The 25,909-nt window shown below is 33.6% G+C and carries 22 protein-coding genes; 14 read left to right on the top strand and 8 right to left on the bottom strand.

The window, feature by feature from the left end; genetic code table 11:
* Nucleotides 1–4 precede the first annotated feature (4 nt).
* Entirely contained in the window at nt 5–4,282 is a 4,278-nt protein-coding gene (gltB, locus tag H6622_11770; protein ID MCB9062189.1) for a glutamate synthase large subunit, read from the bottom strand.
* Nucleotides 4,283–4,416: 134 nt separating this feature from the next.
* On the opposite strand from gltB, the gene H6622_11765 reads away from it, so the two are divergent.
* From H6622_11765 to H6622_11750, 4 genes are all read left to right on the top strand, one after another.
* Nucleotides 4,417–6,147 (top strand): OPT/YSL family transporter, encoded by a 1,731-nt coding sequence (locus tag H6622_11765; GenBank protein ID MCB9062188.1) that lies wholly within the window; start codon nt 4,417–4,419, stop codon nt 6,145–6,147.
* Between the two features lie 3 nt (nt 6,148–6,150).
* Nucleotides 6,151–6,612 (top strand): glutathione peroxidase, encoded by a 462-nt coding sequence (locus H6622_11760; protein ID MCB9062187.1) that lies wholly within the window; start codon nt 6,151–6,153, stop codon nt 6,610–6,612.
* A gap of 72 nt (nt 6,613–6,684) precedes the next feature.
* The gene (gene preA, locus H6622_11755; protein MCB9062186.1) at nt 6,685–7,779 is read left to right on the top strand and encodes an NAD-dependent dihydropyrimidine dehydrogenase subunit PreA; all 1,095 of its coding nucleotides are present in this window, start codon (nt 6,685–6,687) and stop codon (nt 7,777–7,779) included.
* Nucleotides 7,780–7,871: 92 nt separating this feature from the next.
* The gene (locus H6622_11750) at nt 7,872–8,060 is read left to right on the top strand and encodes a hypothetical protein (GenBank protein MCB9062185.1); all 189 of its coding nucleotides are present in this window, start codon (nt 7,872–7,874) and stop codon (nt 8,058–8,060) included.
* Between the two features lie 5 nt (nt 8,061–8,065).
* On the opposite strand, the gene H6622_11745 is transcribed toward H6622_11750, so the two are convergent.
* The 3 genes from H6622_11745 to H6622_11735 form a co-directional block, all read right to left on the bottom strand.
* Entirely contained in the window at nt 8,066–9,490 is a 1,425-nt protein-coding gene (locus H6622_11745) for a LysM peptidoglycan-binding domain-containing protein (GenBank protein MCB9062184.1), read from the bottom strand.
* Between the two features lie 82 nt (nt 9,491–9,572).
* Nucleotides 9,573–9,869: an RNA-binding protein gene (locus H6622_11740; GenBank protein MCB9062183.1), complete on the bottom strand. Its 297-nt coding sequence runs from the start codon at nt 9,867–9,869 to the stop codon at nt 9,573–9,575.
* 489 nt (nt 9,870–10,358) lie between these two features.
* Complete coding sequence (locus H6622_11735) at nt 10,359–10,538, bottom strand: transposase (protein MCB9062182.1); 180 nt, start codon at nt 10,536–10,538, stop codon at nt 10,359–10,361.
* 380 nt (nt 10,539–10,918) lie between these two features.
* On the opposite strand from H6622_11735, the gene H6622_11730 reads away from it, so the two are divergent.
* The 5 genes from H6622_11730 to H6622_11710 all read left to right on the top strand — a co-directional run bounded on the left by H6622_11730 (nt 10,919) and on the right by H6622_11710 (nt 16,848).
* The gene (locus H6622_11730) at nt 10,919–13,309 is read left to right on the top strand and encodes a hypothetical protein (GenBank protein MCB9062181.1); all 2,391 of its coding nucleotides are present in this window, start codon (nt 10,919–10,921) and stop codon (nt 13,307–13,309) included.
* Nucleotide 13,310: 1 nt separating this feature from the next.
* Nucleotides 13,311–13,706 (top strand): cyclic nucleotide-binding domain-containing protein, encoded by a 396-nt coding sequence (locus H6622_11725; protein MCB9062180.1) that lies wholly within the window; start codon nt 13,311–13,313, stop codon nt 13,704–13,706.
* Between the two features lie 67 nt (nt 13,707–13,773).
* On the top strand, nt 13,774–14,223 hold the full coding sequence (locus H6622_11720; GenBank protein ID MCB9062179.1) for a CBS domain-containing protein: 450 nt from the start codon (nt 13,774–13,776) through the stop codon (nt 14,221–14,223).
* Nucleotides 14,224–14,226: 3 nt separating this feature from the next.
* Nucleotides 14,227–14,700 carry a CBS domain-containing protein gene (locus H6622_11715; protein MCB9062178.1) on the top strand — a complete coding sequence of 158 codons (474 nt, stop codon included), beginning with the start codon at nt 14,227–14,229 and terminating at the stop codon, nt 14,698–14,700.
* Between the two features lie 177 nt (nt 14,701–14,877).
* Nucleotides 14,878–16,848: a DEAD/DEAH box helicase gene (locus tag H6622_11710; protein MCB9062177.1), complete on the top strand. Its 1,971-nt coding sequence runs from the start codon at nt 14,878–14,880 to the stop codon at nt 16,846–16,848.
* On the opposite strand, the gene H6622_11705 is transcribed toward H6622_11710, so the two are convergent.
* Complete coding sequence (locus H6622_11705; GenBank protein ID MCB9062176.1) at nt 16,842–17,081, bottom strand: hypothetical protein; 240 nt, start codon at nt 17,079–17,081, stop codon at nt 16,842–16,844. The two genes, H6622_11710 and H6622_11705, sit on opposite strands and share 7 nt — an antisense overlap.
* A gap of 216 nt (nt 17,082–17,297) precedes the next feature.
* Here H6622_11705 and H6622_11700 point away from each other — a divergent pair, with 216 nt between their 5' ends.
* From H6622_11700 to H6622_11690, 3 genes are read left to right on the top strand one after another with little or no spacing between them, the layout of a single operon-like run.
* On the top strand, nt 17,298–18,911 hold the full coding sequence (locus H6622_11700) for an FMN-binding glutamate synthase family protein (GenBank protein ID MCB9062175.1): 1,614 nt from the start codon (nt 17,298–17,300) through the stop codon (nt 18,909–18,911).
* Nucleotides 18,912–18,951: 40 nt separating this feature from the next.
* Nucleotides 18,952–19,692: a transporter substrate-binding domain-containing protein gene (locus H6622_11695; protein MCB9062174.1), complete on the top strand. Its 741-nt coding sequence runs from the start codon at nt 18,952–18,954 to the stop codon at nt 19,690–19,692.
* A 19-nt stretch (nt 19,693–19,711) separates the two neighbouring features.
* On the top strand, nt 19,712–20,053 hold the full coding sequence (locus H6622_11690; protein MCB9062173.1) for a hypothetical protein: 342 nt from the start codon (nt 19,712–19,714) through the stop codon (nt 20,051–20,053).
* Nucleotides 20,054–20,098: 45 nt separating this feature from the next.
* Here H6622_11690 and H6622_11685 read toward each other — a convergent pair whose 3' ends face one another.
* Entirely contained in the window at nt 20,099–21,475 is a 1,377-nt protein-coding gene (locus H6622_11685; GenBank protein ID MCB9062172.1) for an MBL fold metallo-hydrolase, read from the bottom strand.
* 249 nt (nt 21,476–21,724) lie between these two features.
* On the opposite strand from H6622_11685, the gene H6622_11680 reads away from it, so the two are divergent.
* On the top strand, nt 21,725–22,468 hold the full coding sequence (locus tag H6622_11680) for a protein kinase (protein ID MCB9062171.1): 744 nt from the start codon (nt 21,725–21,727) through the stop codon (nt 22,466–22,468).
* The gene (locus H6622_11675; protein MCB9062170.1) at nt 22,455–23,234 is read left to right on the top strand and encodes a SpoIIE family protein phosphatase; all 780 of its coding nucleotides are present in this window, start codon (nt 22,455–22,457) and stop codon (nt 23,232–23,234) included. Before H6622_11680 ends, H6622_11675 begins: the two co-directional genes overlap by 14 nt.
* Here H6622_11675 and H6622_11670 read toward each other — a convergent pair.
* The gene (locus tag H6622_11670) at nt 23,231–25,354 is read right to left on the bottom strand and encodes a hypothetical protein (protein ID MCB9062169.1); all 2,124 of its coding nucleotides are present in this window, start codon (nt 25,352–25,354) and stop codon (nt 23,231–23,233) included. The genes H6622_11675 and H6622_11670 overlap by 4 nt on opposite strands.
* Before the next feature lie 100 nt (nt 25,355–25,454).
* Nucleotides 25,455–25,880: a VTT domain-containing protein gene (locus H6622_11665; protein MCB9062168.1), complete on the bottom strand. Its 426-nt coding sequence runs from the start codon at nt 25,878–25,880 to the stop codon at nt 25,455–25,457.
* Nucleotides 25,881–25,909: the final 29 nt, after the last annotated feature.

The raw sequence follows: 25,909 nt of genomic DNA, 5'->3' as shown, positions 1-25,909 counted from the left end.
GTTCCTATTTTACAGTCGTTAATTTAATTATATCCAGCTCATCTAGATTTTTAGCTATGATTGAATCTGTCTTTTCAATATGTTCTTGAATAATTTCACGAAATACTTTCCAATCTGAATGAGTCATAGGTGAGTGCTTAATATAATTTTTGTTAATATTTTTTATATTATTTTTAAAAGTATAAATCGATCCACCAGTCATTCCTGCTCCAATATTTTCAAGAGCTCTTCCCAAGATAAGAACAGTACCTCCCGTCATGTATTCACATGCATGTAAACCAACCCCTTCCACAACAGCAATTGCACCACTGTTCCTAACAGCAAAACGATCTGCGGCCATACCTTTGATGAATAACTTTCCTCCAGTTGCACCATATAGACAAATATTGCCAACTAAAACATTCCCCATCTGAAGTGAGGAATTAGAACTTTCTGGAATGACAATAATTTCACCTCCACTCATTCCCTTCGCTACAGAATCATTGGCATCTCCTTCTAAAGTCAATCTGACGCCTTCTGAGTGAAAAACACCAAAACCTTGGCCAGCATTTCCTTTGAGATGAATATTATATTGGAATTCATTTTTTATATCTTCTGAACGGTCTTCAAGATTTGATCTTTTCTCAATAACTTTACTGGCCAAGTGCCCATAGATAACACTTGGAACTGCTCTTTGGGTACTATGTATTTGAAAGCTCCCTAAATTATTGAGAGAGGGGTTTTCAAGAAATTTACTTAAGATTTTTTGATTGAGTTCATTGAGTTGAGACGGATTAAATTCAGATCGAGGACATGAATACTCTCCTGTATTGAAGTAATGAAAATGCAAATTCTTTTCTTTAACAAATTTTTTATATTTTTCATCTACTTCAAGTAGAGAAAGTTTTCCTCTAATTTCATCCAGAGTATTGAAAGAAATCAGTTTCAAAAAGTTTATTGTCTCATCAGCGAGGTGTTCAAAATATTTAACAATTCCTTCAACTGTCCCCTTATACCTTTCTTTAAAACGAGGATTGTGAGTTGCTATTCCTGCTGGACATGTATTTTTTTCACAAACTCTGGCCATTATACAACCCTGAGAGACAAGTGCTATTTTTCCAAAATCAAATTGGTCTGCCCCCATTATCGTTGTTAATATAATATCCCGTGCATTTTGGAGGTTACCATCTACTCTTAATTTGACATATTTTCTTAGATCATTTTCTACTAGAGTTTTTTGAACTTCAACTAGACCAATTTCAAGGGGAAGGCCAGCATGTTTCATAGACATTAGATCAGCAGCACCTGTCCCACCATCTCCTCCTGAAATTTGAATTATATCAGCTCCGGCCTTGACAACTCCAACTGCTATAGCTCCGATATTATCTCCTGAAACTAGTTTTACACTAACTTCAAGATCAGGTTTGAATTGTTTTAGTTCATAAATAAGTTCCTTTAAATCTTCAATACTATAAATATCATGTTGCGGAGGTGGTGAGATTAAATCTACCCCTGGCGTTGCGAATCTTGCTTTTGCTATACCTTGAGTTACTTTCACTCCCATAAGCTGTCCACCTTCTCCCGGTTTTGCCCCTTGCGCTATTTTGATTTGTACTTCTTGAGCATTGGCCAGATACTCAGCTGTTACTCCAAAACGGCCAGAAGCAATCTGTTTAACATTTGCTGAAGTGCCATCAATATAATAATAAGGATTTTCACCTCCTTCCCCACTATTACTTCTTCCTCCAATTTGTTTGAATGCTTTAATAAGGTCCCTTTGTGCTTCAGCAGATATTGCTCCAAAACTCATTGCTCCACAGCCAAATCTAGAAAGAATAGATTTTCTCGTTTCTGAAATTTTTTGTTCTTTTTCATTTTTTTTAACTTTAAAGAAATGACGGATATGGATGACATTTTCACTGAGCTCTTTGTGAAATTCTGCCCAATCAGTTTTATCACTTTCTTTAAGAATATTATGGAGAATACGACTTCTTTTTGAAGTAATAGAATGTAACTCTCCTTCTCCTTCTTTATTGGACTCTCTGTAAACATAATCATTATGTACTGTTCCAGGAATTGCTTCAGATCGTCCAATTATTTTTTGAACCATTTGTTTAAAGCTAAGACCACCAACATAACTTTTATGGCCAGGAAAAAAGGCCTGGAGCATCTGTTGGTCAAGACCAACTATTGTAAAGAGTTCTGCACCTTGATAACTGCGAACAACAGATATACCCCTCTTGGCCATAATTCTAAGCAGACCGTTTTCTAAATTCTTGATAAGCCTCTTTTCTCTTTCTTCTGGAAATTGATCTTGGACACTTGAAATATCATCATACCTAGCTATCTCAAGAGCTAAATATGGACAGACTGCACTTGCACCAAAACCAATTAAGCAGGCCAATTGATGAGAATTATAAATTTCACCAGAATCAATAACAATAGAAAGTCTAAGTCTTAGTCCTGAACGATTAAGACCTAATTGTACAGCACGCATGACAATGATTGCAGGTATTGGTAAAAGCGAATGAGAAACATCTCTATCTGATAAAACGATAACATTATACCCATTTCTCACTGCTAGAATTGCTTCTTCAACTATTTCATAAATTCTTTTTTTACATCCCCTACTCCCACTTTCTTTATCAAAAAGGATACCAATTTTTTTAACTTTTAAAGAAGTCTTATTAGATTCTCCATCATTTTGTAATATAAAATCTAACTGTCCTAAACTCAACACTGGACTTGTTGCCTCATAGGCCTCTGGAGGTGGAATTAATTCTTTTGTCCCAAAAATATTAGGCTTTCTGCCAAGATATACCCTCAATTCTGTTACCATTTTTTCACGAATATAGTCTAAAGGAGGATTCGTGACTTGAGCAAAATTCTGATAGAAGTAATCATATAGAGATCTATCAATTGTAGAAATAGCTGGTATCCTTGCTGTATCTCCCATCGAACCAATAGGAGAAGTTTCATTTTCAACCATTGGATAAAGTTCCTTGCTAAAAGTTTCTCTACTATAATAAAAATAATGAATATTATTTCTGTATCTTTTTATTGGATCAAAATTGATATATTCTAACTTTATTAAACGTGCATCAAATTTAGCATTCTTATAATAGATCGTTTTATCAGGATTTTGAAAATCAATTTTACTTGATAGTAAATGAATATGGACACTTCTGCCTGCATATAAACTTCCTTGTTCAACAATACATTTATTATCAACCTCAAAGCATCCTGTTTCTGAAGCAAGATAAAAACAATCCTTAGTACGCGACCACCTGCAAGGCCTAAAACCATTTCTGTCTAACCTTGCTCCAATCCTTTTTCCATCACAAAATGCAACTAAAGCTGGCCCATCCCAGGGCTCCATTGCCCGGGACCAAAAATCATAATAGTCAGACTGTAAATTTGGTGCAGGAGGAATCATTATTGAGAGAATTTCAGCAAGATGTGGTATAGAACTTCTATATTTTAAAGCTTCCACCATTCCATTGAGATTTCCGGAGTCACTTGCATCAAAGTGAGTAATGAGTTCGTCATCTCTTAAACCTAATGATTTCTCTCTAGAAATCGCTGCAGATCTATTTCCTTCAATTGTATTGATTTCTCCATTGTGTGCAATAAGTCTAAAAGGCTGTACCTTGTCCCAACTTGATAAAGTATTTGTACTGAATCTCCTATGAAATAACACAAAGCTTGTTTTAAATTTAGGATCTTTTAAATCCAAGTAAAATTCACTCAGTTGTTTACCTGTACATAAGGCCTTATATATAATTGTTCTGGCCGATAGAGATGTAAAAAAGAATTTGCCTTTTATGCCTGCTTCTTTTTGTTTCGTTCTCACAAGCTGTTTGGCCTCGTATAGAGACTTATCAAATGAGGCAACTGTTCTTGAGTGTTCAGGTCTTTTGATAATTGCATGCACGATATTGGGCATTACTTCAATTGATCTTTGATCAATTGACTCTACATTAATTGGTACTTTTCTAATTTCTAATATTTTAAGGCCAAAGAATTCAAAAGTTTGTTTAAATACTTCAATAGAACGTTCATATATTTCGTTATCCCTTGGAGCGAAAATAGTGGCCACCCCTATTTCATTTTTTTTATGACCTAATAGTTCAAAGGGAATATCAGTCATAATTCCCGCACCATCACCCATGTTACCATCAATTGAGGCCCCTCCTCTGTGTTCGACATTTAAGAGCCCAGTCAGTCCAGTTTGCAAATTCTCAAAGCTTGATACATTTTTTAATGATGCTAAAAATCCAACGCCACAACTTGAATATTCCATATAATCCCAATGTTTAAATCTCGATTTAAAATACCAGCTTTTACACATATACAGCAATATTTGAACTCAAAATGAGTTGACATTATTTTGCTGCACCATATAGTCTTCTAAAAACAATAATTAGAAAGGATTTCATGACAGAAAGAATCTATGAACCAATCCCAAACGAACTTCAATTAACAAAAAGGGCCATTATTACCGGATGCTCAATTGGCGCACTTATAAACTGTATGAATATTTATTTTGGTATGAAGACAGGATGGACGATAGGTGGCTCCCTGCTTGGTGCCATACTTTCTTTTTCAATAATGAATTTATTCAATAATAAAAATTGTCCTAGCATTTTAGAAGTAAATATTTCTCAAACTGCAGCTTCAGCAGCTGGTGGCATTGCTTCAGCTGGTTTTGTTTCAAGTGTTCCGGCCTTGGGTCTACTTGGGGTAAAACTTACAACCTTAGAACTCACTTTGTGGGCACTATCAGTATCGTATATTGGTATCTTTTTTGCGGTTCCATTACGTCGACAAATGATCATCATTGAAAAATTAAGATTTCCCCAAGGAATCGCAACGGCCGAAACAATAATGGCCATGTTTGCAAAAAGTGACATTGCAAAAATGAAAAGTAAAACTCTACTCTATATTGCAATCATTGCTGGATTACACACCCTGCTAGTACACTTTTTTCCTTCATTTGGAATGCCTCCACTTGTTAAGAGTTTAGGCCTTTTGGCCATTTCTGCCTGGGGATTCAAATTATACATAAATCCTATGATGTTTGGAGCAGGCATACTCATTGGCACAAGAATAAGTGTTTCACTTTTTATTGGAACTCTCATTGCTTGGGGTTTTATTGGGCCCTCAATTACTCAAATGGGTTGGGTATCCGAAGATATAATGAACTATCAAACTGGAGCAAGAGGATGGCTACTATGGCCAGGAGTGGCCTTAAGTGTAACTGATGCAATTATGGCGCTGATCTTATCGTATAAATCAATCATCAATAGTTTTAAAAAAGTAGAATCTAAAAACAATTCTGAAGCTGACTCTCAAGAAATTCCACTAATCTGGTGGACAACAGGTTTATTTGTTTCAAGTATTTTTTTGGTCATTATGGCCAATTTTATTTTCAAAATCCCACTTTTAGTGACAGTTTTTGCAATTATTATTTCTTCAGGTCTTTCAATGATCGCCACAAGAAGTACAGGAGAAACTGACATCAATCCAATTGGAGGAATGGGTAAAATTGCTCAGGCAGCTTTTGGCGCAATTAGTCCGGGAAATATGGTCACAAATCTCATGGCCGCGGGTATTACTGGAGCAGGGGCCACTCAAGCAGGAGATATGATGCAAGATTTAAAAACTGGTTATTTGCTTGGTGCTTCTCCCAAGAAACAATTTAAGGCCCAGTTATTTGGTATCACTGCAGGAGTTTTCTTAACAGCACCAATTTACAAATTGTTTGACTCTGCCTATGAAATTGGAAGTGAAAAGCTTCCTGCACCGGCCGCCTTTGCATGGAAAGCGATGGCCGAACTTCTTACAAAGGGGTTTGATTCACTTCCAACACATTCAGAAAAGGCCGTTATTATTGCTGCGATTTGCGGAGTCATTCTCTCTTTGTTAAAAATGAATGACAAAATTAAACCCTATATTCCTAGTGCTCTGGCGATGGGTATATCTTTTATCATTCCTGCATATTATTCGATTGCAATGTTCATCGGTTGCTTGTTGTTTATGCTTTGGGGTAAAATTTCACCTGAAAACAGTAAGACTTTGGGTTTCTCTGTCGCTTCTGGTTTAGTTGCAGGAGAAGGACTGATGGGAATCGTAACAGCTTTATTAACTTTCTTTAAAATAGGATAGACTGTGAACATATATGATTTTATTGTCAAAGATGCATTTGGTGAGGATGTTACACTTGAAAAATTTAAAGGGAAAAAGCTTATAATTGTAAATACAGCAAGTAAGTGTGGATTTACACCTCAATATAAAGAATTAGAAGAGCTAAAAAGTAAATATATCGATACGGTTGAGATTCTTGCCTTTCCGTGTAATCAATTTGGAGGACAGGAACCTGGAAAAGATGAAGAAATTCAAAACTTTTGTGAGCTAAACTACAAAATTAGTTTTCCGGTTTTTTCCAAAATCGAAGTGAACGGAGAAAATGCGCATCCTTTATTTAATTACTTAAAGAATGAAGCACCAGGAATTTTAGGAAGCAAAGCTATTAAGTGGAATTTCACAAAATTTCTAATTGATGAAAGTGGTAAAGTAATCAAAAGATTTTCTCCTCAAACATCACCGCTAGAAATTGAATCTGATCTCTAACAAAACTTAAGTTGCCATTGGTTTTATTTCGCTTCAAAATCAAACCCAATATTGCAATCAGGGATAATAAATATGTCTAAATTACTTGAAGTTTTCTCAAATGGTGTTCGATTTGAAAATCCTTTTCTGGTTGGATCAGGCCCACCATCTACCAATGCTAAAATTGTGGCCAGATCTTTTGATGCTGGATGGGGTGGGTCTGTTTTGAAAACCTTTTCATTGGATCATACAAAAGTCAGAAATATTGCTCCAAGATATGGAAAATTATTTGACGGTGGAAAATGTATTGGAATGACAAATAATGAGCTCATATCCGATATTCCTTGTAGCGATTGGTTAGAGTATATTCGAGATTTGAAAAAAAATTACCCAACGAAGGTGATAGTGGCCTCTATAATGGAAGAACCTGATAAATTGCGATGGCAAGAACTCACTGATAAAGTTATAAAGGCCGGTGCAGATATTATTGAATTAAACCTCTCTTGTCCCCATGGTATGCCAGAGAGAAAAATGGGTGGGGCCATGGGACAAAATCCTGATATTGTAAAAGATGTTACAAGTTGGGTTAAGGAAGTTGCGGGTACTGTTCCTGTCTGGGCCAAAATGACTCCAAATATCACTGATATTTGTGAACCAGCAAGGGCCTCCATTGAGGGGGGAGCAGATGGACTGGTGGCCATCAACACTCTTTTATCAATTTCAAATATTGATTTAAAAACTTTTAAACCAGTTCCCAATGTTAAAGGTATTTCGGCCTTTGGTGGATATTCATATAAAGCTGTAAGACCTATTGCTTTAAGAATGGTTGGTGAACTTGCTATGGCCTTTCCCAAAACTCCAATAAGTGGAGTTGGCGGAATTGTTGATGGTTATTCTGCTGCTGAGTTTATGTGTATGGGTGCAACAACTCTTCAGGTCTGTTCAGCAATAATGTTAGATGGTTTCAAAATTATCGATAAAATGAAACGAGAGCTATCAGATATATTAAATGAACATAAAATGAAAAATGTAATGGAACTTAGTGGAAAGTCACTTTCATTTTTTGGTACAATGGAAGAGATGGCCAATCGACTTGAAGCAAGCAAAATGCAACATCAAGCACATACAAATAATTTTAATGGCGATAATATCATTGAAGTCTCAAGTTCGTTGACAGATGTGAATTAAAAATTTTAGACTTAAAAGTATTTTTATGTTTCCAAATCTCACAGGATTATTTTAAGTCATAATATTAACTTTTAGTAAGGTTGAAAAAACTTATGAAACTTTTAATACTATTAGTCCTTCTAACAATAAACGGTTGTGGAACTTCAAAAACCATATATGCTGAAACTAAAAGAGATGCTTGTCAGGACGCTTGTAGTCTAAAGTATAGTAAGTACGATTACAAAAACCTGAGTGATTGTAAATCAAAATGCCAAAAGAATTTCTACGAGGACGTTAAATAATAAATTTAGATTTTAATAATTTGACCAACAAATATTTTCGAATTTCTCAGCCCATTTTTTTCAATGAGTGAGCTAACTGTGACATTGTATCTATCTGCAATTCGATGGAGGTTATCCCCTCTTCTCACCCGGTACTCTAAAACATTTTTTTGAGAGTTATTCTGAATACTTAGTTTCTGTCCAATGTATATTCGTTGTCCAGAGATATTATTTATTTTTTTTAAATCATTCAGTGATATTCCAAATTTATTAGCTATTGCAATTAGGCCATCACCTTTGCGTACAAAATAAAATTTGCTTCCCTCTACTTTTTTATAGTGACGAGTTCTAAGTGCTAAATTCTGTCCTGGATAGATTCGAGAACTCCGAAGATTATTAATGTGTATAATTTTTGAAATACTCATTTTATACTTTTGAGCAATCAGATTCAAGTTTTCACCACGTTTTACCTTATGGATGCTAGGACTATCATCTATTGATTTAATATTTTTATAATCGACACTTCTAACAAACGTATTTTTTATCTGGTTGGCCCTTGCTACTAGATTTGAAGGTATCCAAATATCTGTAAGCTTTGTACTTCCATCAGTATAATTATTCTTTAAACCAGGGTTTACTTCTTTGAGTTCATCAAGAGTGATTTCTAACTTTTTGGCAATTTGTGAGAGATGCACTCCCCCACTCACTTCTACTGATTCTACATCAGGAAAAGTTTCAATACTTGGCACAGAGAGATTATATTTTTCGAAATCTTCACCCACAATTGCAGCTGCTAAAAATTTAGGAACATAATTAATAGTTTCATTCGGGAGTAGTTTTTTATCTGCTAGTTCCCAAAAATCTCTAGATTTTCCACGCATAATCGCGCGCAAAACTCTAATTTCCCCACAATTGTATGCAGCAATTGCAAGTTCCCACGAATGAAAAACATTATAAAGATCTTTAAGATATTTTGTAGCGGCCTCAGTAGAGCGAATTGGATCTTTTCTCTCATCGATATAAGAGTTAGTCTTTAAAGAATATCGTTTACTAGTACCACGAATAAACTGCCAAGGCCCAACTGCACTTGCATGAGAATGGGCATGAAGGGCAAATCCACTTTCTATTAAAGGAAGATAGTAAAGTATACTTGGTAATTGATCTTCTTCCAGCATAGTTTGGATAACTTCTTTATATTTAAGCCCTCGCGTAAGATAGCGAGTAAAACGATCTTTGTCTCTGGACACGAAGTATTCAATCCATTTATTGACTCGATCATTACTATAGGCATTAAAATCATGTTGTTTTTCTTCAGTTTCACTAATGACTACTGTTTCTTGGGGATCAGAATCTTGATGATCAGCAGAATTGATTTCATTTAAAGTAGGTTTTTGAATGTGAGAACAGGAAACAACGGTGAATAAGCACAATAAGAAATTTTTAAAACTCATTACTTAATGATAACTCATTGGAATCAAAAACTAAAGGGAGGAAATAATTGAGGAGTCAACAAATTGAACTCCTCAACTATTATTATCTATTGAAATTTCTTTGAGGGCGAGATCCACCACGAGCACCGCCTTGCTTTTCTTTTGCAATGCTAACTCTGATATTTCTGCCATCAACTTCTTTACCATCTAGATTATCAATGGCCAATTGTGCTTCGTCATTACTTCCCATTTCAACAAAACCAAAACCTTTTGAGTTTCCTGAGTCACGGTCCATAATAATTTTTGCAGATCTAACTTCTCCAAACTCAGCAAAAACATCTTTCAAAGATTGCTCTTGTAGGTTGTAAGACAAGTTTCCAACATAAAGTTTTGAATTCATACTTTTCTCCTTATAAAAATGCGTGATGAATTATATTGATTAAATTGTTTGTGAGAGATAAGGCCAAATAGAGAAGAATGCACGTAAAAAATCCTAAAAATTTGAATACAACAGTGGTATTCAAGATACCTGAAATAACTTTCGCTCAGATATCTATAAGTAACAGTACAGACTATCTACCATAGAAAATCTTTCATACAAAGCAAACAATGCACTAGTGTTATTAAAATATTCATTTTTTAACAACGCACTACACAAGAAACACTGAGATTATTGTCTCCTCTCTTTAAAAAACAGCATGTTACTTCATTACTGTAAACATATTATATGTATTTACAGATTCACCAATCCATTTGAAAATTAATTTTCATGAAAAAAACTCACAAGTCTATCTGGAATAATCAAAGCTTCGAGAGATTTGTCCGATATTAGGCAGGCAGTGTGTGATTTAAAATACTTTCATTTTGCCCAAATTTCTGTGAAGAAATTTCAGATAGAGAATTCAATGTTATGTTTTAAACCGACAATATCTGCATTTGCTTCATAATTGCAATTTTCATTTTGACACTTAAATTCGAATTGTTTTTTCTTATCTCGATTTTCTGGAAGCTTTTCATCGCACTTTGGACAAGTTTGCGAAGTGTATTTTGGATCAACTTCAACGAAAATTTTTCAAAGTTCTTCGCACTTGTACATTGTGAGCAAACGAATCATTCCGCAACCTTGAGCAAGAATTTTTCTCCTCTTTTGATATTTTTTTATATCAATGTAGATGGAGTCGAAACCGAGTTCTTAGCGGCATCATATATACAATCATTTACTTCTAGATCGAGAATTTGAAACTTGATACCGTCGGTTTTAATTTTGTATATAGTCATATTGGGAACCTAACTTTAAACGTATCCTGGTATAAACTGGATAGTTTTCCTCTATACCAAATGAATCTAAGTTTGAAAAAATGGGAGGATTCTCGTACTAATAAAATCAAGTACCGCCAAATTCTTAAATTTTTTCCAATATTTACGATAAGAAAATATACGAGGTAAAATTTGAGTGAAAAAAAAATCAGCAACTCCTTAAGCCCATATAAGGTGACATTAAGTTTAGCTCCTTTGATAGAGTCTATTCATGAATCATCATATATTGGAGAAGATACAAAAAAATGGATTTTAAATGAAATTCAGACTCAAGCTCATAATTATGAAAACATAACAGAAGTCATTTGTGGATGTCACAACAAAATGGGGGAAATATTTAATCTTGTGTTTCCCCCTATGTCTATGGAACAAATTTATGTTGCTGCGATCGCGCCTTTTAATTTTTCACCTATTTATAGTTCTCCTCCTTTTAAAAAAGAATTTATGAATGAAAAAAACGAGTTTAGTGCTCGTTACTTTGGAGAAGAAGATCTCGAACAGCTTTATATTAAAGGCAGTGTTATTGTTATATTGAACAAACTTTATAATACAAATATTGACATTAATAAAATAAAAACCTTGTTTGCAAATAGCGATCATATTGAAAGATCCATGAAATATTTTTATATGTTAATGGAAGATACATATTGTGAAGTTATTAAGATAAATCCAAATACTCAAATTTATTCATCCAGTGAGGTCGAAGAAATTCTTAATAACTTTAATGATTGTGACTATCTTTTAAAAAAATTCCCCACAACAGATTATGAATTTAAAGGAATATTTTTATTGCGTGGAACTGATGTTACGACAGAGATTATCACAACAAGAGTAAAAGAAAGACTCCTTAAGGAGACTAGTATATCTAATGCTAATCTTTTTAGTTATATTCATCAGTCTTTCAAATCTTTATTAGATAATGGAGATATTGACTTTGGTCTGGCAGTTTTTAAAAACGATAAAGTGTATTTGATAGATACTGATTGTGAGTTTAAAAATGAAAATATATTTCTTGATTCTATGTCAAAAGACATTAGTGAAGGAATTCCACCGAGTGTAAGTACTGTTTTAAATGAAGGTCTTTTTCTGAATAACGACTTAGAAATGGCCAATAGAGAGTCAGATGATCAAGTATTAAATCACTTATTCAAAAAAGGAGCACGAAGTTGTCTACTTATTAGAATGGTTGCTCAAAATGAAGTCATTGGTTTTTTTCAATTGAGATCATCTTCAAAGCATGCTTTAGGATATTTCGATATCAAATTACTCAATGAGCTTATCCCTACATTTGCACTTACTATAAAAAGAAGACTAGATGTTCTAGATATGGGAGTTGATAAAATACTTCGAGAGAAATGCACTTCCATTCATCCATCTTTAGAGTGGAAATTTCAGGAAGTAGCTTTTAATTATCTCCACGACTCTTCAAGTCATAAGTATGGGGACTTACCTCCGATAACTTTTGAGGAAGTGTATCCCTTATATGCAGCTAGTGATATCAAGAATTCAAGTACTATTCGAAATGAATCTATTCAATTTGACCTATTAGATCAACTTCAGTTTATTTCTCAGATATTAACGATGGCCTACCAAAATCGCCCACTTAGTATGATTTTAGAATTAAATTACGAGGTTAAAAAGAAAATCGAAAATCTGAGTAAAGACCTCAATGCTTCTGATGAAGGAAAAGTATTAAGCTTTCTCCAACTGGAGATTCTACCACATTTCGATACTTTTAAAGAATTTTCGCCTGAAATCAAACAATTCATATTAAAATATGAGTCCCACATTCATACTGAAACAGGACTGATTTATAACAAAAGAAAGACTTACGAAGATTGTGTATTAGATATTAATAATACGCTTTCAAAGTTTTTAGAAGTTAAACAAGAAGAAATTCAAAAATTATTCCCACATTACTTTGATAAATCTAGCACAGATGGTGTCGACCACAATATATATGCTGGTAGGTCACTTTTAGAAGATAAAAGTCTTTATTCTGATTTAGCAATTAAAAACTTAAGACTCTGGCAACTTATCTGCGTTACACAAAGTGCCGTTATTGCACACAAATTAAAGCATTTTTTGAGTATCCCATTAGATATGGCCCATATTATAGCTGCACAAGTAACTCCATTAAACATAAGATTTCACATTGATGAAAAGAAGCTGAATGTGGATGGTGCCTACAATGCTAGATATGAAATTATGAAAAAAAGAATTGATAAGGCCACAATTAAAGGTAAGGATGATAGATTAACCTCTCCTGGCCATGTAGCAATTGTATACACCCATGATAACGAATTACATGAATATCTAAAGCATATCCAATTTTTGAAATCTCTTAATTATGTGGTTGGTGAAATTGAGCTCTATGATCTAAATGATTTGCAGGGCATTTCAGGTTTAAAAGCAATACGCTACAAAGTGAAGCTTGATAATGTCTGCGCTCTACTCAAAGAATACTTGACCAAACATGAACAAAGACTGCTTGAAGTAAATCTAAAACAAAAGGTAGCATAAAATGAATGATGGAAAAAAAGAGACCATATTAAGTAATGGCGAAATCCTCTTTCATGAAGGTGATGATGGTGGTTCAATATTTCTAGTGGTTTCCGGAAATATTAGAATATACAAGTATCAAAATGGTAGTGAAGTTGTACTATCAAATATGAAAGAAGGAGAAGTGATAGGAACACTTTCCCTCTTGCCTGGACACAAAAGAACTGCCCATGCAAAAGCTATTGGCGTGACAAAAGTAAAAGAATTCAGCACTCATCACTTAACAGATATGCTCAATTCTGAAGTTCCAAAATGGTACCAGACCATCCTAAAAGATATTATTGCTCGTTTTGCAATTCTTGAAGAAAACTATCTTAAAACATTGGCAGAAAATAACAAGTTAAGGCAAAGACTATAAAATTTACTATGACATTTTGTATCTCTCTATGCTTTAATTGAATTGTCTAAAAATTTAGGAGAATTAAATGAAAGCAAAAGAATTCATGACGCAAAACCCTGCTACAATTAATATGAATAAAACAGTAGAAGAAGCGGCACAGATTATGCTGGAAAAAGATATTGGTTCACTACTTGTTGTTGATGACTCAAATAAACTGATTGGTATATTAACTGAATCTGATTTTGTTGGGAAAAAAGTTGATATTCCTCACGCTCTTGTATCTCTAAAACAATTATTGGGCAGAACCTTTAGTAATCAAAGTGTAGATGAAATTTTTTCGAACGCAAAAAAACATCCAGTTTCTTCAGTGATGACAAATCACCCAATTACTATCTCGCCAGAAGCTAATTTAAATGAAATCGTTGAACTTATGACAAGTAAAAACTTAAAACGATTTCCTGTTTTAGATGGTGACAAAATTGTAGGAGTAGTTTCACGAAGAGATCTCATTAGAGCTTTTTCTAAAGTTAAGTAGACCATGGATAGTGATAAAAAAAACCTTGATCAAGATGGTGTAGATCGAATTATTGAAAAAGCTCAGGCCAATAATATTGGTCGAATACCTGCTCGGGAACTCATGACTAGAAAGCCAATTACAATTTTACCCAAATCTACGATCAGCTATGCAATCGAAGTTTTGCAAAATCACCGAATTAGTGGCCTCCCCGTTACCACTGACGATAAAAAACTCTTAGGGCTAATCTCCGAATACGATCTATTATTACAGGCCGCAAAAGGTGAATTAACAGATTTAATAAAATACAGAGATAAAGTTTTAACTGTCCAAGAGGATACACCGCTTAAAGAAATTCTCATTACACTCTATTCTAAAAGAATTAGGAGGTTACCGGTCGTTGACAAGAATAATTATTTAGTTGGAATCGTCTCTAGAATAGATGTACTTGCAAAACTTTCTGGAAAATCGCATAAAAAAAACGATAAACAATCTTAATTCCATATGTATAAACTTTCCCTACTTTTGACACTACTTGTAGATTCACATCAATACTGCTAATATACGCCATCAAAAAAAGAGCACTAATCTTAGGGGGCCACGATCGAAACAACTGTCAGTTTTTCTCAATTCAAACTCAATCAGTCACTGCTTCAAAATTTAGATCACCTAGGTTTGAAAAATGCTAGTTTAATCCAAGAAAAAACAATTCCACTCATTTTGGAAGGAAAAGATATTTTTGCACTTGCCAAAACAGGAAGTGGAAAGACTGCGGCATTTGCAATTCCAACTTTACAAAAAATCATTTCAAGTAAGTCCAGCTCACAAAATAAACATTCCCATCTCATTCTGTCACCTACGAGAGAGCTGGCCCAACAAACTTTTAATATTTTAAGATCTATGTCAGCGGGCTTTGACCTGTCGATTGTAAATGTTATCGGTGGAGAAAGTGCAGAAGAACAAATAAAACTACTTAGAACTTTTCCCGATATTGTTGTTGGAACACCAGGTAGAATAAATGACCTCTCAAAACAAAAAGAACTAAATATTTCTCTCGTTCAATCCATTATATTTGACGAAGCTGATAGGCTCTTTGATATGGGATTTAAAAAAGAAATAGAATATATTCTTAAACAAGCGCCCAATGACAGACAAATTATTATGTTATCAGCAACAAGTAACCAAGACGTTATTCGTACAGCTTATAAGTTTCACTCTCATCCTGAAGAAATAAAAACTGGAGAAGATAATTTAACTGTTGATAAAATTACACAGAAATTAATCATGTTGACTGAAGAAGAAAAATTTCCATATGTCGTTAATCTCCTTAGACGTGAGGAGGATATTTACGCGATAATTTTTTGCAACACTCAATTTAAAACTCATCTCGTAGGCCAGTGGTTAAAGGACATGGGCCTAAAAGCTGACTCTATTTCTGGAAGATTGCCACAAAATAAAAGAACAAAATTGATGGAGAGCTTTCGTAATAAGGAAACAACAATTCTTGTGTGTACTGATGTTGCGGCCAGAGGACTCGATATTAAAAATGTCGACATTGTTGTTAACTATGACCTCCCATCTGAGTGTGCAAACTACGTACATAGAATTGGACGAACTGGACGCGCAGGGCAATCAGGAGAGGCCTATGGACTATGTGCTCACGAGGATTGTGAAAACCTTGAGGCCATAAATAAACTTCTTGGTTACTCAATTCCAAAACATCCGATATCTAATGAAGATTTTTCAACAGATATTTGTCCTAAACCAAAAATAGACAGAAAAACTTTAAAAACTCTAGAAAAGAAACCCCTGAAACAAAAAGAAAAGATTCAAAAATCCAAAGAAGTTAAAAATACTAAACCTATCAGAAAAGAGAAATCAAACATGGAAAACACTTTTACTATTACTACATCAAACCTAACTGATGCAAAGAGCCAGGCTCTTAATTATTTTAAAATTCACAATGAAGAACTTCTTCAACACGAAATTACAAAAAAAGGAAAAAAGAAGTTTTTCTTTTTTGGACCTAGAGAATGTACATATGAATTTAAATTTGCATCCCTTTCTAGTACAGAAATCGAAAATTTCATCAACAAACTTCTAAGTAAAATGCATTTAAATCTATATATAGATTCAAAAGTAACTGGAAAAAATATATCAATTGATCTAAAAGGTGAAGATATTGGCCTTGTGCTTACAAATCGAAAAGCGCTCCTTTTGGCCATTGATCACGTCGTTAAACAATTTATTTTTAAAAAATCGAATCTTCCAAAAGGTTCTAAAGTTTTTATCAATGCAATTGGAGAAAATGCCAAAAAATCGCCTGAAAAAAACTTTAGATCTACTGATAAAAGAGAAAACAGAGATAGTAGAGGCAATAGGGATAGTAGAGGAAATAGAGAAAATAGAGGAAATAGACCTCAACAAAGAACTTCTACAGGAAGATTCAGTGATGAAGACCTCATTCAAATGGCCAATGGATTAAAATTGGAAGTCTTAAAGAATGGTAAAGAGGCCCTCACGCAATCATTGAATGCGGCACAAAGAAGAATAATTCATACGCACTTACAAGAAGACCCACAAGTCGAAACAACATCTATTGGTGATGGAAGATTCAAAAAAATAAAAATCTCAATGATTCAATAAGCTCTTTGCTGGTGTCTATGGTCGACAAGTGTCCAATAGACACCATTATTTCCATTCATTGCATTGATTTCTAAGATTTTACCGTTAATGGCAAAGTCGATCGATATTTTCCTTAAAGCGCTTAAGGAACTTTTTGCATTGTTTATTTGTATTGGTGTTTTTCCAAGTGACTTCATTTTTATAACATATTTGTCTATTAACATGATTGCTTTCATTAGTTCATTGTAATCCATCTTTATTACCTATTGCTAAGTGTTAATTTGATAGTACATTGTAAATTCGATTAATCCTATACAACGAATAGATATTAGTATTTTCAGCTAGTTACATCCATCTGTTTTATTCCAATTCGAATTTATTGCCAAAATAAAGCACTTTGATGATAATTTTAGGCATGACGAAAGAATTATCAATCTCCGCAAATGTTTCGAGAATACATAGGAAAATACATGCGTAAACAGTTTTTTATAGGTAGTACAATCACAATTGCCGTCCTTATCACCCTCTATTATCTACTCCCACCTATATATCATCCACTACACTTCACTGTATCATTCATTTTCGTTAGTATAATATTGTTAGGAGTAAAGGATTCACTCCAAACAAAACAAACGATTAAGAGAAATTTTCCAGTCTTAGGAAATTTCAGATACTGGCTTGAGTCTATTCGTCCTGAAATCCAACAGTATTTTGTTGAAAACAATATCGATGGTAGACCATTTAATCGCGAGCAACGTTCAGTTATCTATCAAAGAGCGAAAAAAAACTTGGACACTCTTCCTTTTGGAACTCAAAAAGATCAGTATAAGGCCGGGCATGAATGGGTAAATCACTCTTTGTTGGCCAAGCATATAGACTCTTCATCACTCAGGGTAATGATTGGTGGCCCTCATTGTAAAATACCCTACAACTCAAGCATTCTTAATATCTCGGCCATGAGTTATGGGGCCTTAAGTGATAGAGCAATTATGGCACTCAATGCAGGAGCAAAAGAAGGTGGATTTGCACACAATACTGGTGAAGGTTCTATTAGTCCTCACCACTTAAAATATGGAGGGGATTTAATTTGGCAAATTGGCACAGGACTTTTTGGTTGTCGTAATCAAGATGGCAATTTTGATGAAGTACTCTTTAAGGAAAAAGCAACATTGCCTCAAGTGAAAATGATTGAAATTAAATTATCTCAAGGTGCTAAGCCTGGACATGGGGGTATTCTTCCAAAAGAAAAAATCACCGACGAAATTGCCCAAATAAGAGGAGTTGGCAAAGATAAAGACATCATTTCTCCTCCAGGACATTCATCCTTTAATACACCACTAGAAATGATGAGTTTCATAGCAAAGCTTAGAGAGCTATGTGGTGGAAAACCTATAGGTATAAAACTTTGTCTTGGTAAAAAAAGAGAATTTTTAAGTATTTGTAAAGCGATGAAGGAATCTGGAACAGCTCCAGATTATATCGTAATTGATGGGAGTGAAGGTGGTACAGGAGCCGCCCCTCTTGAATTTTCAAATCATGTGGGAACACCTGGAATAGATGGCCTCGTCTTTGCTCATAATTGTTTAACCGGTTTAGGATTGCGCAAAAATATCAAATTAATTTCATCTGGAAAGATTTTAACAAGTTTTGATATTATCAAAAGATTATCTTTAGGTGCTGATCTTGTGTATAGTGCAAGAGGCATGATGCTTGCGATTGGTTGTATTCAAGCACTCAGATGTAATTCCAATCATTGCCCTGCCGGTATTGCAACACAAGACAAGAACTTAACAAGCGGACTCGTCGTATCCGACAAAAAGGATCGCGTAAAAAACTTTCATGCTGAAACAATTGAAAGTGTTGCTGAGTTGATAGGAGCAATGGGAATTTCAAATACAAAAGAACTTAGACCTTGGCATATTTTAAGCAGAACAAATTCGGTCGAAAGCAAAGACTATTCACAACTTTTTGAATATTTGAAAGAAAATCAATTAATAGAAGGACCAATTCCTGAATCTTATAAAGAGGCACTAGAGCACAGTCGTGCAGATAGTTTTAGTCGTGAATCACCTAGGGATTTTTAACCTGCTTTTTTAATTTTAATAATTAAGTTTTAATAGATGAATGCTAGTTAAAGTCATTATATTTTCTCTGATAAGCTTCAACATAATTGCAAAAACACATATTTATTGTGGTGGCTATACGTTTCCTCCGTTTGTTTATCAAGGAGATTCAGAACACTCAGTCTCACATAAAATAATAGATATGATGAATCAAGTACAGAAAAAGTATGAGTTCATTTTTGTGAGAACTTCTTCAGTTGGAAGGTATGAAGCACTCAAAAATAAACGTTTCGATATAATGCTCTTTGAAGATAATAAATGGGGCTGGAAAAATGAAGATGTTGATAGTTCAAATGTTTTTATGAAAGGTGGTGAAGTCTATATTGCCAAGAATAAACATAATCTATCTCAATCCTTCTTTGATGATTTTTCAAATAAAAAAATGGTCTTAATTGATGGATATCACTATGGATTTGCAAACTATAATGCTGATAAAGACTATTTAATAAAAAACTTCAATGCCATTTTCACGAACAATCACGAAGGAAGCATCCAGTTTATTTTGCTCGAACGAGGAGATATTGCTGTCGTGACGAAATCATTTCTCAATCTTTTTTTAAAAAAGAATCCAAATGCGACTTCTAAATTAATTGTTTCAAACAAACTCGATCAGAAATATCATCATAAAATACTCGTTTCAAAACAGGGGAATATTTCAGTTGATGAAATAAATAAAATCCTTGATAAAATAAGTAAGCTTCCAGCTTTTATTGAATTAAAGAAAACTTTAGAAAATAATTAAATTAAATGAGAGGTTTTTCATGAATATTGTCTTTTTAATATTAATAGTATTTTCAATAAGCTCATGTGACAGTTTACCTGAAATTAATTGTTCTGACTCAAATCTTCCAAAATTAGTTAATATTTCTGAACAATATATTCTTTCACATACTCTTAGTGACAAAAAATCTCAAAAAATAAATTTCAAAAGTTTTGAAATAAGAAAAAACTCTTGCGTTGAAAACAAAAGGAAGAAAAAAGTTGCTTTTCAATTAGATGTAGTTGCTGATGACCAAGGCGAAATAAAAAATGTTCAATTCACATGTCAATTTGGACAAATTAATACTGATAAAGAAAACGATATATTATGCCAAATGATATAGAGAAGATTTACTTAATTAGAGCATCTGTTAATTTATTTAAAAATATTAACTTAAAAAAATCGTTTCATTTTCTTTGGCGATTGTAGTCTTAAATTCAAGTTCAGATTCTATTAACGTTTTTAAGTTTTTACTGGCCAGCTCCTCTCCATGGTTTAAGATTACAAGACTTGGAGATACCTGAGATCGATCTATCCATTCGATAATATCTAGGTAATCTCCATGAGCAGAAAGAGAATCAACGTAAAATATATCTGCTCTTACTGGAAGTTCTTCTTTATGCAACCTCAACATTTTATTACCATCAATTAGAATACGACCTTTTGTACCTACTGGTTGAAATCCAACAAAAATTATCCCGTTCTTCTCATCTATAACCCTATTTTTAACATGATGGACAACTCTCCCTCCATCCAACATTCCAGAGGCACTCACAATAATGAGAGGGCCCTTCATATTGTTTACTTCAATTGATTCTCTTGCAGACTCTACTTCTTGCAAAGTACGTGGAAATAGATTCGTCTGTTCTAAAACTTCTTTCTTTATATAGGGAGCTTTCATCGATCTTCTGAAAATATGGTTGGCCTTCTTAGATAGTGGACTATCTAAAATAACTGGTACGTTAGATATTTCATCACCTCTCATTAATTCTCCAATGAGATAAAGTATGTCTTGAGTTCGACCAATTGAAAATGATGGAATAATGGCCACTCCATCCCTGTTCAAAATAGTATTAAGAAACAAAGATAAGACTTTTTTGGATGGAATCCTTGCATGTAATCTATTACCATATGTTGATTCCAATACAAGATAATCTAATTTACACAATGAATCTGGTGGAGTTAAAAGAACGTTTCTGTCATGTCCAATATCTCCGGAAAAAACAACTGTTCTTTCTTTTTCTTCTTCTTTTAATTTAATCTCTATAAAACTAGCACCTAAAATATGTCCGGCCCAATGAAATTTTATAGTGACATGTTTAGAAATGATTTTTTCTTCTTCAAATTCTACTGTTACAAACTGGTTCAAAATCTTATTCACATCCTCTGGAGTATAAAGAGGAAGTGCTGGTAAAAATTTTGTTATTTTTTTCCTATTATTATACTCAGCGTCTTCCACGTGAATTCTAGCAGAGTCCTCAAGTAAAATTTTACAAAGTTCGAATGTATCACTTGTGCAATAAATTTTACCTTTAAAGTTTTCCTTAACTAATCTGGGAATAAGCCCTGAATGATCAATATGAGCATGAGTCAAAAACAACGCATCAACTTGCTCAATGCCCTCGAACTTTTTCCAATTTAATTCTCTTCTTTCTGAACTCCCTTGAAATAGTCCATAATCTACTAGATAAGTTTCTTTCGCAACTTTCAATAAAGTCTTTGAACCAGTTACTCCTTCCACTCCTCCCAAAAATGTTAATTCCATTATTACTCCCAAAATTTTGTATACTTTTCCACTATCTCTGTAAAAATATAGATAACCATCTGGTGATGTTGTAGAAAAAAAAATAAAAACACATTAGCAAGAAAAATTCTTATGTGCATTTTAGCAACTTTATTGATTTAAATCTCTAAAAAGTACGATTAATTTTGTATTCGCGACACAATTAAACATAAAGTTTATACAATACTCTAGTGCATTGCTATCTTATTAAAATAGTCTTAGAATGAGCTTATGGAGGAAATTTTGCAAAAACTCACAGAATTTTGCTTATTAAACGGTAGGGCCATCACACCGCGCTACGTAATCACCCAAAAGCTTGGGGAAGGTTACGAGGGGGAAGTTTATAAAGTAGTCGAAACTCATACTAATAAAGAAAGAGCTGTTAAACTTTTTTACCCTCATCGAAATCCTGGATTTAAAGTTAGTATACGTTATGCAAAAAAGTTGGATAAATTAAGAGGCAGTCCTATTGTGATGGATTATCTCTCTCATGAAATTGTAAAAATTCGTGGCCATCGCGTCGCCTGTTTAGTTTCAGAATTTATTGAGGGAGAAATTCTTGGAAATTTTGTAGCAAAACAAAAAGGAAAACGCCTTGGTGTATTCCCGGCCATTCACCTACTTTACTCAATTGTATGTGGAGTTGAGAGTATTCATCTCCATGGAGAGTACCATGGTGATTTACATACTGATAATATCATCATCCAAAAGTTTGGCCTTGAATTTGATCTGAAAATTATCGATCTCCATCACTGGGGTGATTCAAAAAAAGATAATCGCGATGAAGACATCATTAAAATCATACGCATTTTTTATGATATTCTAGGTGGACAAAAGCAATATCAAAAACTACCTCCATCCCTAAAATATATAATATGTGGGTTAAAACGAAGTTTGATCCTACATCGTTTTAGAACGATTAGCGACTTAAAGTTTCATTTAGAAACAATGGATTGGTCTGATGCCATTAATTAAAGAATTACCCTTAATCATTAAAAATAATAGAGAAGCACAGTTTGGAAAATTTGATTTTGAAAACTTCACTGTTGGCTATTATTGTTCTATGGGTAAAGATAAAACTCAAAATGAAGATGTATTATTTATTGCCCAAAAAGCTGACTTATTAGTATTTGGAGTTTCAGACGGAGCAGGAGGGCATCCAAGAGGTCAGGATGCTGCGATTGCCACTGCTGAAACTTTACTTAATGAAATCAAAAAATCACGGGCCAAGAATTTAAATTTTTTCTCCTGCATTGAAAAGGCAAATAAGGCCGTTTTAGGTTTGAAGGCCGGAGCATTCTGTACTTTGTCCATGGTTGAAATTAATAAAGATTTTCTTCGTACTTTTCATGTTGGAGACTCAGAAATTATCTCTTGGAATAGTATAGGAGATAAATGCTTTGCCACTATTCCACATTCTATGATTGGGCATAGTATTGAGGCCGGGGTAATGTCGCAAGAGGAGTCATTAGGTTTTCCTGAAAGACATATTGTAAATAATATGCTTGGAGATCCAGCGGTAAGGATTGAAGGAACTACTGAACGAATGATAAAAAAAGGTCATACGATTTTGTTGGGAACAGATGGAATATTTGATAATATCTCCCATGTCGAGCTTGGAAAATTATGCAACGAAAGTGACTTTGGCATTTTATTTGATAGTTTAAAAAATTCCTGTACTGAAAAGAAGAATTGGAAAAAAGAAGACGATATTGCTTTTATCGTTATAAGAAAAAATTAAAGAAAATAATTCAAAATTTTTGCATAAATTCGTTCAATAAATGAGGATGAAGAATCTAGTTTCATCATCTGAAGTAATTTCTGATTATCTTTTTTAATGGGACTAAAGATCGATTTAATGACTATTCCTATAAACTTATTTAAATTTTTCTCTTTGCAGAAGACAATATTTTTTAGTGCTGCACCTATTTTTAATTCATCCTCTGTAAATGAAGTGCCAAATGGAAATTTAGGAAAGTATCCACTCTTTTTAAATTTTTTAAGAATATCTTCATAGGTATGAGGAAAATTATTTTTAAATTGAATGGGAATTTCATATTCGGAGTTTATTTTTCCACTTTTTTTTGCCCACTTTAAAAGTTCTCCCTGAAACCTACTGTCACAAACTTTTAGTAACTCTTGGATTAACTCTGCGTCCGTTTTTCCTCTTAGAAAAGCAATTCCATATTCAGTTATAAGAACATCTCTCATATGTCTAGGTACTGTAATATGAGGGTAATTTTTAACAATATTAGAATATACTTTTCCATTTTTTATTCTCGTTGAACGCATCGTTAGAATAGAATGCCCGTCAGGCAGCTCTTGTGCCATTGCAACAAAATTAAATTGTCCCCCCACTCCACTGACAACTCTTCCATCTCCAATACCGTCTGATACATGAGCACCGCTAAGAGTTGTCATCATGCAAGTATTGATAAATCTTGCATTTTTTCTATGTAATCTATCGATTTTTTCATGTCCATAGAGTTGGTTGATTTTAAGAACGCTCCTCATATCTATAAGTTTTCTTTCTTTTATCGGCAAATCTTTAAGCCAGCTATAAAAATTTTCAGGCCCAAGAAAAAATCCAGCATGAATAATATGGCCATTGACCAATTTTTTACCAATATATTTTTGCGATAGAATTGAGTAGGTTTCAGAGTTATTCAAATCATTGCTTAGTTTATATTCATCTATTATGAGGGTACTTCCTTTAAGTTTTAAATCTGCATTTAAAATTCCAAACTTTTTGATCAAACATAAATCTTCATCAGTGATTTGCGGAAATATTATCTTATTTTTTATGAGAATATCGAGGATATTATGAGGTAAATTTTCTGGATCAATCTCACCCATGTTAATTAATCTTTGAATGCCAATGTGATCATATACTTTCTTTTTCAAAATATTATTTTCATAAAGAGTTTTAAAGCCGTCTACCATCATTTCGGTGGCACCAAAAAGACCTTTTTTAAAAGTAGCTGTATCCCCTAATCGGGTGATTACGTCTTGAAATTTCTGCGAATAATTTGTTTCTCTGAGAACATCTTGATAAATTTCATTATGATTTTGTCTGAGCGTAAGTCCATAGATAACAGCATCCCCTAGAGATCCAATCCCGACTTGCAGCTCTCCATCATCTTTTACTAGGCTTGAAGCATAGAGACCAATAATAAAATCTTGGTCAGGTATCGACATTTTAGGAGGACCAAATATTTTAAAATATTTTTTAGGATCATCTAGTAAAAAATCAAATATATTTTTATCTAAGCAACATTCTCCATACATAAAAGGCAAATTTTGATTAACTTCACCAATTACAAAGGATGGTATATTTTTTTGTCTCATCAAAGAAATTAGATCTATTGTTAAATCCGCATTACAACTCAAGCTGCATTTATCGTCTTCAACACTAACCATTTGAGCAATTAGATTTACCCCTCTATCACTCAAATCACGACAAACATGAGTATAATTTGAACATATATAATGCTGTTGAGCTCTTTTGTTTTTTAAATATTTAGCTGGGGGAAAATAAAATTCAATAACTTCAACATTTTTGGGTAATTTATTTTCAACCCTATCAAGTTCGTATTGGAGATCAGGATAATCTCCAAAAACTCTGTTTTCAAATAGATCAATAAATCTTTGTTCAAGTAGACTTCCTCCCTTGGGTCTTTGAAGAGTAAGGGCCGTACAAATTGTGAGGTTAATTTCAGGGTTTTGTTTGGCCTTATTATACAGAGTATTCAAAAAATAGTTTGGTTTACCTGCTCCCAAAGGCGTTGCTAGAATGATTTGGTTATTCAACTTTAATAGAATATTATCAATTATTTTCTCATAAGAGCTGTCTTGATGCATGCATTAATCCTTCAAAAAATAATATATGAAGTATATCGTAAGATAATAAAATCTATCAATGAAAAATAACTTTTAAATGTAATCCTAGACCTCTTGATTATTAGTTTTTCTTTCTGGTAATTTTTCTTGAAATGAAAAATAAAATCACCCCAAAGATGAACATTCCGAGCAATATTAAGGGCAAAAATTCTTTGGCCTCAATTACACTTCTTATACTAAAATAACCAATAGAGATTAAAGTTCCACAAAGAAAATACAATCCTAAAACCCACATTGGAAAAAACTTTGTGTATTTCAATTTAAACAATCCAGCAGTAAAGAAGGTTATTGTCCTCGTTCCAGGAAGAAATCTTACTAAAAACATCATTGAAGGACCTCTATGCTTCAAAAAACGCGATGCCCTGTAGATATGCCTCTTTTTAAAAAAATAATTGAAAGGAAATAACTTGAGAAGTTTGAAACCTACAAGTCGTCCTAATAAATAGGTCGCATTCTCACCTACACTAAGACCTAATGGCTGCGGCAATATAAACTTTAAAGGGACTCAATTCTCCC

The organism is Halobacteriovoraceae bacterium (assembly GCA_020635115.1).
In the GTDB taxonomy this organism is placed as follows: Bacteria; Bdellovibrionota; Bacteriovoracia; order Bacteriovoracales; family Bacteriovoracaceae; genus JACKAK01.
This window is presented reverse-complemented; position numbering and strand designations above follow the sequence as displayed.

Coding starts and splice junctions, on each gene's coding strand:
- H6622_11750 (MCB9062185.1), top strand. CDS start 7,872: ATGAAACTTTTAATACTATTAGTCCTTCTAACAATAAACGGTTGTGGA.
- H6622_11695 (MCB9062174.1), top strand. CDS start 18,952: ATGCTAGTTAAAGTCATTATATTTTCTCTGATAAGCTTCAACATAATT.
- H6622_11715 (MCB9062178.1), top strand. CDS start 14,227: ATGGATAGTGATAAAAAAAACCTTGATCAAGATGGTGTAGATCGAATT.
- H6622_11720 (MCB9062179.1), top strand. CDS start 13,774: ATGAAAGCAAAAGAATTCATGACGCAAAACCCTGCTACAATTAATATG.
- H6622_11765 (MCB9062188.1), top strand. CDS start 4,417: ATGACAGAAAGAATCTATGAACCAATCCCAAACGAACTTCAATTAACA.
- H6622_11690 (MCB9062173.1), top strand. CDS start 19,712: ATGAATATTGTCTTTTTAATATTAATAGTATTTTCAATAAGCTCATGT.
- H6622_11725 (MCB9062180.1), top strand. CDS start 13,311: ATGAATGATGGAAAAAAAGAGACCATATTAAGTAATGGCGAAATCCTC.
- gltB (MCB9062189.1), bottom strand. CDS start 4,282: ATGGAATATTCAAGTTGTGGCGTTGGATTTTTAGCATCATTAAAAAAT.
- H6622_11740 (MCB9062183.1), bottom strand. CDS start 9,869: ATGAATTCAAAACTTTATGTTGGAAACTTGTCTTACAACCTACAAGAG.
- preA (MCB9062186.1), top strand. CDS start 6,685: ATGTCTAAATTACTTGAAGTTTTCTCAAATGGTGTTCGATTTGAAAAT.
- H6622_11670 (MCB9062169.1), bottom strand. CDS start 25,354: ATGCATCAAGACAGCTCTTATGAGAAAATAATTGATAATATTCTATTA.
- H6622_11705 (MCB9062176.1), bottom strand. CDS start 17,081: ATGGATTACAATGAACTAATGAAAGCAATCATGTTAATAGACAAATAT.
- H6622_11700 (MCB9062175.1), top strand. CDS start 17,298: ATGCGTAAACAGTTTTTTATAGGTAGTACAATCACAATTGCCGTCCTT.
- H6622_11675 (MCB9062170.1), top strand. CDS start 22,455: ATGCCATTAATTAAAGAATTACCCTTAATCATTAAAAATAATAGAGAA.
- H6622_11680 (MCB9062171.1), top strand. CDS start 21,725: ATGGAGGAAATTTTGCAAAAACTCACAGAATTTTGCTTATTAAACGGT.
- H6622_11685 (MCB9062172.1), bottom strand. CDS start 21,475: ATGGAATTAACATTTTTGGGAGGAGTGGAAGGAGTAACTGGTTCAAAG.
- H6622_11745 (MCB9062184.1), bottom strand. CDS start 9,490: ATGAGTTTTAAAAATTTCTTATTGTGCTTATTCACCGTTGTTTCCTGT.